This is a genomic window from Bacillus sp. 22475 (assembly GCF_052044835.1).
Classification (GTDB): Bacteria; Bacillota; Bacilli; order Bacillales; family Bacillaceae_G; genus Bacillus_A; species Bacillus_A cereus.
Map to the genome: position 1 here is coordinate 288,191 of NZ_JBQENW010000003.1, position 11,986 is coordinate 300,176.

An 11,986-nucleotide genomic window follows, 5' to 3' on the forward strand; every position below is an offset into this window, starting at 1 on the left:
AATTATATAAACGATTATTTCAAAATATCGACTTACCGACAATATTTGACGCTATTTTTCTAATAAAAAAACTGCCTCTTATTTAGAGGCAGCCACTTTCAAGTCTTTTAATGCAACAACATCCGCAAACGCTCCCAATACTGCGTTATGATGTTTCACAATATCTTCAGCACGTAACACTTCTGCATCAAATGTACTATGCGCATCACTAACTAACGTTACTTTATATCCTTCACTACATGCTCTGCGCGTTGTCGTATCTACACAATACTCTGTTTGCATTCCCGAAAGAATAACGTGTTCAATTCCTTTCTCTTGTAACACTTCGCTTAAGTTTGTCTTATGGAATGAATCTGGCGTCGTCTTTTCAACAATATCATCCCCTTCTTGCGGAGCGATTGTTGCATGGATTCGCCATCCATCCGTACCTTTTTCTAACGGATGGTCTTTAGGACCGTTATGTTGGACATAAATAACTGGAATATCATTTGTACGACATTCCCCAATAAGCTCTTGCAATGTTTGTAAAAACTTTTCCCCATTATGTACTGGCATTCCAGCTGTATACATACCGGCTTGCACATCAATTACGATTAATGCTTTTTTCATTTCACACAGCTCCCTTCGTTTATATAAGCCATTGCATATTCATTATAATTGTTTGTATTCCATCATCCAACAATCTTCTAGTTCCCCCTCATGTAGCTCATGTTCCTTTAAAATCTTTACTTTTTTAAATCCGCATTTTTCATAACACTTTATCGCTCGTTCATTATTTACTTTCGGATCCATTGCGATTGCTTCTGCTCCCATTTCACCCATAATGTATGTAATTGCTGCCTGAACGAGTTTTTGTCCAATTCCTTTTCCCCAATAGACTGGTTCACCGATAAATTGATCCATTCCCCATACATTTTGTGATTCTTTATAGCCATATATCGCTTTCCACTCTGAATCAACTGGGTACATTTGTATGTAACCAATCGGAACGGTATCAAATTCTATTAAACATCTATTTTCATTACTGTTTGGATTATGCATAAAATGATCAAGCACCTTTTCTACAGATTGCGGATTATCTCGCCCTTCGTAATACCGCAGGACTGCTGGGTCCGTTAACCATTTAGAAATGATAGCTGCATCATTTTCCATTACGTATCTAATCAATAAACCTTCTTTTTGAAAAAGCATATTATACCTCTATTATTCCTTTATATTTTTTCTTGATGTTACATCTTTCATTGCACCTACTAATGCATATGGTAGTAATGTAATCGCAAAAAATGCTGTAAATACGTTAAATTGCGGGATTGTATAGAGTGTGAACCATTCAGTGAAAAATTGAGAATTTAATATTCTATTAAAAAACTCTCCGCCTGGCCTAAAGTTTGGTGCCCACGCAGTTATTTCACACAAAATAAACAGTAACTGAACAATAAAAAATGCCCCTAGATAACGAAACCAAGTCCGTTTCCATATAGGTTGTGCATTTTTTAATATATCCCCCATCTAATCCCCTCCTTAAATATTCATCATATTAATTATACACTTTCCTCACTTTATTTGTTAAAATTTTCTATATAATTAATACCGTTGGGGGAATACATTATGTCTAAACCTATACTTACATCCACTTTAATCATTCTTAGAGGAAACTCCGCAAGTGGTAAAACAACGATCGCAAAGCAACTACAAGAACATTTCGGACAAGGGACACTTTTAGTCTCTCAAGACGTCGTACGTAGAGATATGTTAAGAGTACACGACACGATGGGGAACTTATCTCATGATCTACTATTTGAAATTACGAAGTACGGAAAAGGAAAATGTAAGTTTGTTATTTTAGAAGGTATTTTAAACAATCGTAGATACGGTGATATGTTGAAAGAATTAATTCGTTATTTTGATGGAAATGCATATACATATTACTTTGATTTATCACTCGAGGAAACCATTAGACGACATAACACAAGGGACAAACGACATGAATTTGGTGAATATTCCCTTCAAAAATGGTATAATCCGCACGATACAATTGAAGTTGCTAGTGAAACTATTTTTACAGATAATTTTACACAAAAAGATATATTTGATGCGATTCTTAACGATGTTGCGATACAAAAACAAGACTAATATAATATGTTAGTCTTGTTATGTACTTTGTGTTTCCGTTTTTATAATTGAACAATCTTTACATAAATAAAAATAGATATTCATTTCCCCAAACTGGAAATCAACTACTGAAATAAGTTCACGTTCCTCGATATCTTGTGTAATTGTAGCAGCATACTTCATCTCTTTAGAACAAGTTGGACACGCCAAATCCTCTGGAAGATCATCATATAATGGTGCCCCTAACAATCTACATACATATTCCGAACCGAACAAGTCGAAAGCTTCCCAGTACCTATCTTCATCTGTAGGTATATCTTCATTTTTCATATTTATAAGCTTTACCGTTGTTTTTGGTAATGAAACTGGTAACTTATCTTCCTCTTCCATTATCCATTCTTCTGTATTTTGCTGCTGTATGATTTGAACTGTTTTACCTCCATCACTTAACTGAAAATATTGCGGTTCCCACACCATCGCGCAGTTCAAGCATGAAACGAATGGTAAAATATTTAGTTCACTACTTTTAAGTTCAGCAAGTCTCTCATCTTTTAAATCAAAACAGAGAATTTGGTGCATCTTCTCACCGCATAACTTACATACTGGCAAATTGCAATCTTGACCGCCAAAGTAATGATTATATGCACCTCTTCCTTCAATTACTCTATACCCTTTCCGCTCATTACAATGTGCGCCATATAATTCTATTGTCATATTCTATCCTCGCCTTTTATAAGAATGATTCACAAAATGATAATAATTAAGACTAAAAAACATCGTCTTCCTGAATAGTTTCCATAATAAATTCTTTTAAACTCGGAGATATTTCTTCCATTTCGTCATCCGCGTGATACCAAATATATATTTTATCATCCGTTTTTCCATTATTTATTTTAAAGCACAATTTATCCCCTGAACCATCGTCACCAATTATGATAAGATTTTCTGGTATAGACTCATCTCTCATGTCAATGTTTTTTCTAACAATATCATCCAAAGTTTTCGTTACATTTCTATTATCTTTAATCGGATATAGTATCCATTCCCCTATTTCAGCATTATTAACTAATTTAATAAGATCCCTATATTGATTTGGGAAAGCAGCACCTAGCTTTTCTTCCGTTTCTTTTATTTGCAACTCCAATACACCTTGTTTCTTTGTTTCAATATATTCTCTTACTTCTTTCATGAAATACACCTATCCTTTGAACTTAATTACACTATTATGAGTGAAAGTGTTTAGTAAACGATTTGATCCGATTTATATATTTCATTATACGTTAACCCTTCGTTTTCAACATACTATTCTTCTCTACTTCTCAATAACCTTCTGTTCTACTTCCTTACCTCATTCTTAATAGTTTTTCTAAACATGAGACAATTTTTATGTTTTATTACAGGTTTATTAATAAGTCATTTAAAAATCCTATTATACTTCCACTAAAAAAATAAAAGCCAGCCTCAATAAGGAGAACTGACTTCTATTTGGATCATTATAGTTACTATAAAATTTTTACTTTAACAGTTTTTCTTCCCCAATTCATAGCTTTACTTTTTGACCCCATTAATACATCAATACGATTACCTTTAATTGCGCTTCCAGTATCACCAGCGATAGCTTCTCCATAACCTTCTACCCATACTTTAGATCCTAATGGGATTACTTTCGGGTCAACTGCGATAATTCTCATATTCGGATTTGCCGTTAAATCATGCCCCATCGCAGTTAAAACGCGTCCACCATATGTACCATTTTCACTTGGATCAGCAGTATACGCTGTCGCTACTACCGTTAATTCACGTTTAGCAGACTGTATGTTGTTTTTTGATACTTCTTTCGCTCTCTCTTCTTCTTTAGCTTTTGCTATTTCTCTTGCTCTCTCTTCTTCTTTAGCTTTTGCTTTTGCTATTTCTCTTGCTTTTTCTTCTTCTTTTGCTTTTGCTATTTCTCTTGCTCTCTCTTCTTCTTTTGCTTTTGCTATTTCTCTTGCTCTCTCTTCTTCTTTAGCTTTTGCTATTTCTTTTGCTTTCTCTTCTTCTTTAGCTCTTGCTATTTCTCTTGCTTTCTCTTCTTCTTTAGCTTTTGCTATTTCTTGCGCTTTTTCTTCTTCTTTAGCTTTTACTTCTTCTTTAGGCTTTACCATTTCTTGTGCTTTCGGTTCTTCTTTAACTTTTACTTCTTCTTTGACTTTTGCCTCTTCTTTAGGCTTTACTATTTCTTGCGCTTTCGGTTCTTCTTTAACTTTTACTTCTTCTTTGACTTTTGCCTCTTCTTTAGGCTTTACTATTTCTTGTGCTTTTACTTCTTCTTTAACTTTTACTTCTTCTTTGACTTTTGCCTCTTCTTTAGGCTTTACTATTTCTTGTGCTTTTACTTCTTCTTTAACTTTTACTTCTTCTTTGACTTTTGCCTCTTCTTTAGGCTTTACTATTTCTTGTGCTTTCGGTTCTTCTTTAACTTTTACTTCTTCTTTAGGCTTTACTATTTCTTGTGCTTTCGTTGTTTCTTTCGCTTTTGCTACTTTCTGCGTCTTTACTTCTTTCTTTTCTTTAACTGATTTTTGTACTTTCGCTACTTGCTTCGTTTTCTCTTCAGTTTTCTTTTCAGTTGGTGCTGTACTTGATAGGAAAGAAACGTTTGCATAAGCAATTTTTCCTTTATACTCAAATTCCAACCATCCGTCTTTTACTTGATGCGTTGATTCAATTACATCATCTTTTTTTAGTCTGCCAAGAATTTCTGAATCTGTGTTTGCTTCGGTACGTACATTTAACAAATTCGCCGTTACATGATACACATCTTTTGTAAACTCCGAACTTACAAACACTTCTTTACCGTTCAATTCAATTTTTGACCAGCCATCTTCGGTATTGATGACTTTTAACTCTTGCCCATTCTTTACTTTTTCGACCACTTTTGATTCTGTAGTCGGTTTTTCACGTACGTTAAGTACATCTGCTGTTACGATTGTTTCTGCGGTAGCAGTTGTGGTAAACGCCCCCAATCCAAAAATAGTTGCTGTTGCTGCGCCAATTACTTTTTTCATATTAGCCTCCATTATATTTTTTTGAATTTTATCAAATGCCTCTGTAAAATTGTATAATTTTACATAATATCAAAACATTTGCAACAGTATATTAATACGGCTTAATATACTGTTATTAAAACTCCTCACTTCAATACTAACAAATTCTTATTTCTAATTCTATATATTATAAATCTCCTTATCTTTTATAAAAGCTTCATGCCCTTCTTCACACTAAATAGTTGTTGCAATTCCCGCCAAAAATAAACTTACAATTGCTAAAAATTGAGTAGCGACTATAGCCCCTCTTAAATGAAACTTATAATCTTTATATCCCTTCATTCCTTCCGTACTAGGAATCACAACAAACCTTGGAGTAATCCAGCAAAAAATTAGCCAATCAATTATAAGTAAATCTACTAAATTGAAAATCATTAAAATACCAAAAGTGTGTAAATAAGCATCCATATACAATAATTTTTCATGCTTATGTAATATATATGTAGAAACGAAAGGACAACCGAAAAGAATAGCATTATATACAATATTAAAGTAAATGGTTTGCTTTTTTTCATGAATCGATTTTGGAAAAACTACTTTTTGAATATCTTTCGGATAATCAGTTAATGAAAGTCGAGGATTATAATATAAGGACCCTAAAATCATTACGGATAGTACAGTAGACATGATGACACCAACGTACATCATTTGCTCAAATTGATTCATACGCTTCATTCACCCTTTCTGTAATTACTATGTTGATCATTCACTTAATTACACATTGTATGTACGTACATAATCAAAAATTAACAACTAGCTTTAATAGCGAAGCAAACAGATGTAAACGTACTAAAAGCAATGATTGATCCAAATAATATCCCTTCTCGCAAAATTTTACTAAGCGTAGGTTTTACATCGGAGAAAGTTTGTGAGATTGATGGATTACCTGGGGAGATTTTGAGCACATACATATAATTACAAAAAGGCAGTGCTACTTATGTAGCACTGCCTTTTTCTTTATTGGAATAATCCTCTTCCTTTATTCATTTACTTATAAAGTATTGTCAGTTCTTCTTTATGTTCTGTATTTCCACATTATAAATATTTCACGTCAAGGAGAGATGACTGAAATGAATAATCAAAAAATTGAACTTACTGGTCGTATCGTTACACCTAATGATCCTGATTATAATTCAGCGCGTGAAGAATTCAATACATTCTTCAACAAATTTCCGTTAATCATTGTTTTTGCTCAAAATACACAGGATGTAGTAAACGCCGTTCGCTGGTCAAGGCTACATAACGTTCCTATACGCATGCGCTCTGGACGTCATAATTATGAGGCATTATCCGTCAGTAATGCTGGTCTTGTAATTGATGTAAGTGAAATGAAACAATTAGAAATAGATCACAATAATGGAACTGTAACTATTGGGACTGGATGGAGAAATATTTCTTTAATTGAAACACTTGCTGCTGAAGGATTAGTTGTACCGAGTGGTGTTTGTCCTACTCCCGGGATTGCAGGTGTTACTTTAGGTGGCGGACATAGTATTCTCTCTCGTCCGTTTGGATTAACTCTCGATCATTTACTTGAATTAGAAATGGTAGACGCGAATGGTTGTATAATACGTGCTAACGCCAAGTGTAACTCCGATCTCTATTGGGCTTCGCGCGGTGCTGGTGGTGGTAACTTTGGAATATGTACTTCGTTTAAGTTTCGAACACATAAAATTAATACGGTAGGATTTGCAGAAATAAGCTGGGGGATATCAGATTTAAAACCCGTATTAACCTCTTGGCAAGAATATACGCTACCTTGCGCTAATAAACGCCTTACAACTACTCTTTTTATGTCTGCAGGATTAGAACCATCATTATTAATGCAAGGTGTATTTCTCGGTTCTGTTCAAGAATTGCAGACGCTACTACAGCCATTATTAGAAGCCGGTTCACCCATGCAAGTAACTATCGAAGAAATACCATGGGCAGAAGCAGCAACGAAAATAGCTGAGAAGCAACCTGCAACACCTTTACCATTTAAAAGTGTTGGTCCATATGTGTATGAACTATTACCAGAAGAAGGACTATCCATTATCGATCACTTTATTAATAATCCACCTCCCTTTTCCACTACCTCTGTATTTTTCCACGGATTAGGCGGTGCTGTTGCTGAGGTGCCAAATGAGGCGACTGCTTACTTTTACCGAAAAGCACTATCAAACATGTCAATATTCGCTACTTGGGAGCAACCAGAAGGTGCTGGTGGAAGTATTCGATGGGTTGAAGACTTCCGTTTGGCAATGCTTCCATTTACAAAAGGTGTCTATGTTAATACTCCTGACCTATCCATTAAAAATTGGCCAGATGCATACTTCAGTTGCAACTTTGACCGATTAATGGAAGTAAAAGCAAAATATGATCCGAAAAATGTCTTTAACTTTCCGCAAAGTATTCCGCTTTTTTAAACTATATATTCCACCTAATATATCAAAATATAAAACATCCATTTTTTAAATGGGTGTTTTATAAACTAAGTTTACATAATATAATTATTAGTTACTTTTTTTGCTAAATATCTATTCAACAATCCAAAGTAATACTTTCTCAAACTCTTTTTTGGGCAACATACTTTCTTTTATATAGCCATTCTTTTAATTGTACTTCATCCAAAGTTTCGTTCCCCTCTCGTAATCTTTCACACTATATTCGCTCGTTTTTCACAAAAGGTTCATTTTACATGAAAATTTATTTATTACAATAAAAATATAAGGTATATTTTTAAGAAAAGGAGGATTTCAAGAATGAATCAAGAGGATAAAATTTACGCTGAAAAAGTGTTGGAAAATCTATTCATCGGATCACAAGTTGATGGATTACAATTTGGTATTTCTCCAGCCGCTATAAAGATTCATTTCACAAACTTTCACGACTCAGTTGATTATGACAGACAATTATATATCAATATCGAATCCAAATGGTGTTTATTTAATAAACCTCAAAAAAGATACCCATTAAATGAAGATGAATTTGAAGTTTATTCTGAGGAAGAAGAATATGAAAGAATATTTAAGATAAGAAGACAAAAAGTTACCGCTATACGACTCGGCTTAGAAAGCCCTCATTTAATTATTACATTAGAGAGTGGACAAATTATTTTTGTAAATGGTTTTCATGATTATTATGAATGTTGGCAATCTGGTGTTCTATGTGAGCAATGGCTTGTAGTCGCTGCACCTGGGAATGAAATCGCCACTTGGGCTCCCGATGAGTTTATCGATAAATAAACTGTCTTCACGAAGAAGAACCGAAGATATTTTATGAACTACATAACTATTTCTATTACACTTAAACGAATGACCATTTTACTTTAATAGAACTCACTTTATTAATGCTGAAAGGATGATAATGATGGCATGTGTCCATGATTTTGGAATAATTGACGATTTTACTTCTCAAAAAAATTACGAAGATTATACACCAGAGAAATATCATTGTATTTCTGTTGATGATGATATTATCAGTAGCTTAAATCGAAATTTATCAATTATGAAAACCTACTTTCATACAGTCAAAAATCAGGAATACGGTTTAGTTTATTACGGTATTACAATTATCCCGCCTGAATCATTAGCAATATTCTATGAAACAGTTACATCTTCAAAGCTCTTCAAAAATTCTGATGAGCTGATTGAGTTAGCTTCAAAAATTGAACAAGCCGCAGCAGAACAGAAGTACATGATCCATTATGGGGTTTAAATGTAATTCAAAAAATGCTTAGGATTTCTCCGAAGCATTTTTTGTATGTTACTAATAAATTTATTTCCTTAACCATTTAGTCCATGATTGAGCCTATGGCCCCACCTTTTACAAGTGAGGGCGCCCCTATTAATCTAAATAGGCGTCTCATTTCCAATCTTCCAGCTAAACCATTTCCCATGCCCTTCTGTTTCTCCAACCGTTTCACGATATTCGTTTCCGTTAATATAATAATCAATATGAAGGTCACGATCCCACATGTTGTTATAAAGGTGGAATACATCACGTTTTGCGCCAATTTCTTGTATTTGTTTTTCTAACTTATGTTTTACTTGTTCTGGTATTTGATTTGCGACGTGTGTATGGAAAATACAAATAACAGCTTCTTCACTTATTTGTTCAATAATAGATGATAATAGCTCTACACCGTCTCCTTCTATGAATTGGACAGATTCATTTTTCACTAAAGATGCAGCTTGATCAAACATCTCAAGCCTTTCTTTATGTTCTGGCCAAATTAAAGCACGTAACCATAAATAATCTTCCTCATTATGTAAATCATTCACATGTAAGTCCAGTCCGATTCTTTCTACGACAGATGGGCTTTCTTTTAGAAAATGCGGTACATTCTCCCCTCTTATTTCAGAAGTTACATGCACATTTGAATTTATATTTCCGTACATTTCATCCGTCCCGTACGAATAACTATATTGGTCCCAGAACAGTTGCAACCCAGAACTTGTCCCAATTTCAATTAACGCTAACGGCTTCTTCACTTTGTTAAATATGTAGCAGAAACTTGGGTATAAGTATGCACACCGTCTTACTTCATTCGTTTGAACGAGTTTCGTTTGTAACAATGTAATGATTTCTTCTCGGTACTCTTTACAGAAATCTTTAAAATGATCAAAAGCTTTATTTAAATTTGTATCGGCATTTTCAACTAAACTACTATAATACGTTTTTAAATGATGTTCTTTCCCTGCTAACAATAAATAATGTACTGCACCTAATAGTAAGTTTGGGACTGGTTGACCTACCTGAGCAGAGGACGATAGTGTAAGTACTTCCTCATCTTCAGCAATTTTCATTGATAAATATTCATATAAATCACTTGACCCTTTACATTCCTTTATTGAAAAGTTTCGAAATAAGTTTGAAATTTGTTCTTTTGTACACATTAGAGTCCCTCCTTTTTATTTTTCAGAATAATCTTACCATTACAGAAAGAATAATCCCATAAAAAGGTACTCGATTTAGTCACTTAAGGATACGTAAGCTTTTTCGAGATAATTTCAAACTGTAATTTTTTTCTATTTATCACCTTAAAAGAGCTTGTTAAATAAGATTTTTAGCGAATAAAACGTTAAATAGTTTAAAATTATCAGATAACACTAGATATTTTAGTCTATTAATTATTATAATAGAGTATGAGATGGTTATATAATTGAGACAAAAAAGGTATACACCTAGGTGGGGCCTAGGCGGTGTTTCTCTTTTACGGCTTAGACATAGAAAACACCTACACTTTTTTGCCAATATAGGGGATGGAGAGATTATCATGAGCAACATGCAGCAAAAAACAGACGTTATCTTAATTGGTGCAGGAATTATGAGTGCAACGTTAGGCTCATTACTAAAAGAATTAGCACCAGAATGGGAAATTAAAGTTTTTGAAAAACTCGCAAGTGCCGGGGAAGAAAGCTCTAACGAATGGAATAATGCAGGTACAGGGCATTCTGCGCTATGCGAACTGAACTATACTTCCGAAAAATCTGACGGATCTATAGATATTAGTAAGGCTGTAAAAGTGAATGAGCAATTCCAGCTTTCAAGACAATTTTGGGCATATCTTGTAAAGAGCAAATTAATTCGTAATCCACAAGATTTTATTATGCCACTACCTCATATGAGTTTAGTACAAGGGGAAAAAAATGTTGAATTTCTAAAAAACCGTTTTGAAGCGCTTTCAAAAAATCCACTGTTTCAAGGAATGGAATTTTCTGATGCTCCTGAAACATTAAAAAAATGGCTTCCACTCATTATGGAAGGCCGCACATCTAATGAACCGATGGCGGCAACGAAGATTGACTCTGGAACAGATGTTAACTTCGGTGCATTAACACGTATGTTGTTTGATTACTTAAAAACAAAAAATGTCGAGCTAAACTACAAGCATAGTGTCGAAAATATTAAGCGCACGAAAAATGGTTTGTGGGAAGTAAAAGTACACGATATGAATAGTGGTAAAATTGAGCATCATACTGCTAAATTCGTCTTTATTGGCGGTGGTGGCGGTAGTCTACCTCTACTTCAAAAGACTGGTATCCCTGAATCAAAGCATATCGGAGGATTCCCGGTAAGTGGACTATTTATGGTATGTAAAAACCAAAAAGTTGTAGAGCAACATCATGCGAAAGTATACGGTAAAGCTAAAGTTGGCGCTCCGCCAATGTCTGTACCTCATCTAGATACGAGATATATAGACAATAAAAAAGCTTTACTGTTTGGACCATTCGCAGGCTTCTCACCTAAATTCTTAAAAACTGGCTCAAACCTTGACTTAATCGGTTCTGTAAAACCGAATAACGTCTTAACGATGTTAGCTGCTGGTGTAAAAGAAATGGGACTTACAAAATACTTAATTCAGCAAGTTATGTTATCGCACGAAAAACGTATGGAAGAATTACGCGAATTCATTCCGAACGCGAAAAGTGAAGATTGGGATATTGTAGTTGCTGGACAACGTGTACAAGTAATTAAAGATACTGATGCTGGCGGTAAAGGAACACTTCAATTTGGTACAGAAGTAGTAAGTGCAGCTGACGGCTCAATCGCCGCATTACTAGGTGCATCACCAGGTGCTTCTACTGCTGTTCACGTCATGCTTGAAGTATTAGAAAAATGTTTCCCAAGCCGCATGGTAGAATGGGAAGAAAAAATAAAAGAAATGATTCCTTCATATGGCATTTCACTAACTGAAAATCCAAGATTGTTCCAAGATCTTCACACTTCGACTGGTCGTACACTTGGATTAAACGAAAAAGAAACTGTTCATAATTAATGAAGAAATTAAAAAACGTCCGATA

The 11,986-nt window shown here is 34.3% G+C and carries 13 protein-coding genes and 1 pseudogene; 6 read left to right on the forward strand and 8 right to left on the reverse strand.

Annotation, left to right across the window (positions count from 1 at the left end):
* Positions 1-78: 78 nt before the first annotated feature.
* The 3 genes from ACTJJY_RS07785 to ACTJJY_RS07795 are packed head-to-tail and all read right to left on the reverse strand — an operon-like array spanning position 79 to position 1,509.
* Entirely contained in the window at positions 79-609 is a 531-nt protein-coding gene (locus tag ACTJJY_RS07785; RefSeq protein WP_098126627.1) for a cysteine hydrolase family protein, read from the reverse strand.
* A gap of 42 nt (positions 610-651) precedes the next feature.
* On the reverse strand, positions 652-1,191 hold the full coding sequence (locus tag ACTJJY_RS07790; protein ID WP_000898784.1) for a GNAT family N-acetyltransferase: 540 nt from the start codon (positions 1,189-1,191) through the stop codon (positions 652-654).
* Between the two features lie 12 nt (positions 1,192-1,203).
* The gene (locus tag ACTJJY_RS07795) at positions 1,204-1,509 is read right to left on the reverse strand and encodes a YfzA family protein (RefSeq protein WP_000502339.1); all 306 of its coding nucleotides are present in this window, start codon (positions 1,507-1,509) and stop codon (positions 1,204-1,206) included.
* Between the two features lie 99 nt (positions 1,510-1,608).
* On the opposite strand from ACTJJY_RS07795, the gene ACTJJY_RS07800 reads away from it, so the two are divergent.
* Positions 1,609-2,133 carry a kinase gene (locus ACTJJY_RS07800; protein ID WP_069355812.1) on the forward strand — a complete coding sequence of 175 codons (525 nt, stop codon included), beginning with the start codon at positions 1,609-1,611 and terminating at the stop codon, positions 2,131-2,133.
* Positions 2,134-2,151: 18 nt separating this feature from the next.
* Here ACTJJY_RS07800 and ACTJJY_RS07805 read toward each other — a convergent pair whose 3' ends face one another.
* The 4 genes from ACTJJY_RS07805 to ACTJJY_RS07820 all read right to left on the reverse strand — a co-directional run bounded on the left by ACTJJY_RS07805 (position 2,152) and on the right by ACTJJY_RS07820 (position 5,864).
* Positions 2,152-2,826, reverse strand: a complete 675-nt coding sequence (locus ACTJJY_RS07805) for a hypothetical protein (RefSeq protein ID WP_440605336.1) — start codon at positions 2,824-2,826, stop codon at positions 2,152-2,154.
* A 52-nt stretch (positions 2,827-2,878) separates the two neighbouring features.
* The gene (locus ACTJJY_RS07810) at positions 2,879-3,301 is read right to left on the reverse strand and encodes an SMI1/KNR4 family protein (RefSeq protein ID WP_440605337.1); all 423 of its coding nucleotides are present in this window, start codon (positions 3,299-3,301) and stop codon (positions 2,879-2,881) included.
* Between the two features lie 313 nt (positions 3,302-3,614).
* Positions 3,615-5,159: a cell wall-binding protein EntB gene (entB, locus tag ACTJJY_RS07815; RefSeq protein WP_440605338.1), complete on the reverse strand. Its 1,545-nt coding sequence runs from the start codon at positions 5,157-5,159 to the stop codon at positions 3,615-3,617.
* Positions 5,160-5,372: 213 nt separating this feature from the next.
* Positions 5,373-5,864, reverse strand: coding sequence for a nitroreductase (locus tag ACTJJY_RS07820; protein WP_141558571.1), 492 nt, complete (start codon positions 5,862-5,864; stop codon positions 5,373-5,375).
* 84 nt (positions 5,865-5,948) lie between these two features.
* Between ACTJJY_RS07820 and ACTJJY_RS07825 the strand changes: the two are divergent.
* The 4 genes and pseudogenes from ACTJJY_RS07825 to ACTJJY_RS07840 form a co-directional block, all read left to right on the forward strand.
* A pseudogene (locus ACTJJY_RS07825) lies at positions 5,949-6,113 on the forward strand (GNAT family N-acetyltransferase); the annotation flags it as partial.
* Positions 6,114-6,268: 155 nt separating this feature from the next.
* Positions 6,269-7,606 (forward strand): FAD-binding oxidoreductase, encoded by a 1,338-nt coding sequence (locus tag ACTJJY_RS07830; protein WP_144465296.1) that lies wholly within the window; start codon positions 6,269-6,271, stop codon positions 7,604-7,606.
* A 336-nt stretch (positions 7,607-7,942) separates the two neighbouring features.
* On the forward strand, positions 7,943-8,425 hold the full coding sequence (locus ACTJJY_RS07835; protein ID WP_142947089.1) for a hypothetical protein: 483 nt from the start codon (positions 7,943-7,945) through the stop codon (positions 8,423-8,425).
* Positions 8,426-8,546: 121 nt separating this feature from the next.
* Positions 8,547-8,897, forward strand: a complete 351-nt coding sequence (locus ACTJJY_RS07840; RefSeq protein WP_157676107.1) for a short-chain dehydrogenase — start codon at positions 8,547-8,549, stop codon at positions 8,895-8,897.
* 134 nt (positions 8,898-9,031) lie between these two features.
* On the opposite strand, the gene ACTJJY_RS07845 is transcribed toward ACTJJY_RS07840, so the two are convergent.
* Positions 9,032-10,078 carry a DUF2332 domain-containing protein gene (locus ACTJJY_RS07845; protein ID WP_000337428.1) on the reverse strand — a complete coding sequence of 349 codons (1,047 nt, stop codon included), beginning with the start codon at positions 10,076-10,078 and terminating at the stop codon, positions 9,032-9,034.
* Positions 10,079-10,458: 380 nt separating this feature from the next.
* Here ACTJJY_RS07845 and ACTJJY_RS07850 point away from each other — a divergent pair, with 380 nt between their 5' ends.
* On the forward strand, positions 10,459-11,961 hold the full coding sequence (locus ACTJJY_RS07850) for a malate:quinone oxidoreductase (protein ID WP_000069161.1): 1,503 nt from the start codon (positions 10,459-10,461) through the stop codon (positions 11,959-11,961).
* Positions 11,962-11,986: the final 25 nt, after the last annotated feature.

What these genes read in the sequence shown, in the direction of transcription:
- entB (WP_440605338.1), bottom strand. Translation starts at nt 5,159, where the DNA reads ATGAAAAAAGTAATTGGCGCAGCAACAGCAACTATTTTTGGATTGGGG.
- ACTJJY_RS07820 (WP_141558571.1), bottom strand. Translation starts at nt 5,864, where the DNA reads ATGAATCAATTTGAGCAAATGATGTACGTTGGTGTCATCATGTCTACT.
- ACTJJY_RS07845 (WP_000337428.1), bottom strand. Translation starts at nt 10,078, where the DNA reads ATGTGTACAAAAGAACAAATTTCAAACTTATTTCGAAACTTTTCAATA.
- ACTJJY_RS07840 (WP_157676107.1), top strand. Translation starts at nt 8,547, where the DNA reads ATGATGGCATGTGTCCATGATTTTGGAATAATTGACGATTTTACTTCT.
- ACTJJY_RS07800 (WP_069355812.1), top strand. Translation starts at nt 1,609, where the DNA reads ATGTCTAAACCTATACTTACATCCACTTTAATCATTCTTAGAGGAAAC.
- ACTJJY_RS07790 (WP_000898784.1), bottom strand. Translation starts at nt 1,191, where the DNA reads ATGCTTTTTCAAAAAGAAGGTTTATTGATTAGATACGTAATGGAAAAT.
- ACTJJY_RS07805 (WP_440605336.1), bottom strand. Translation starts at nt 2,826, where the DNA reads ATGACAATAGAATTATATGGCGCACATTGTAATGAGCGGAAAGGGTAT.
- ACTJJY_RS07830 (WP_144465296.1), top strand. Translation starts at nt 6,269, where the DNA reads ATGAATAATCAAAAAATTGAACTTACTGGTCGTATCGTTACACCTAAT.
- ACTJJY_RS07835 (WP_142947089.1), top strand. Translation starts at nt 7,943, where the DNA reads ATGAATCAAGAGGATAAAATTTACGCTGAAAAAGTGTTGGAAAATCTA.
- ACTJJY_RS07810 (WP_440605337.1), bottom strand. Translation starts at nt 3,301, where the DNA reads ATGAAAGAAGTAAGAGAATATATTGAAACAAAGAAACAAGGTGTATTG.
- ACTJJY_RS07850 (WP_000069161.1), top strand. Translation starts at nt 10,459, where the DNA reads ATGAGCAACATGCAGCAAAAAACAGACGTTATCTTAATTGGTGCAGGA.
- ACTJJY_RS07785 (WP_098126627.1), bottom strand. Translation starts at nt 609, where the DNA reads ATGAAAAAAGCATTAATCGTAATTGATGTGCAAGCCGGTATGTATACA.
- ACTJJY_RS07795 (WP_000502339.1), bottom strand. Translation starts at nt 1,509, where the DNA reads ATGGGGGATATATTAAAAAATGCACAACCTATATGGAAACGGACTTGG.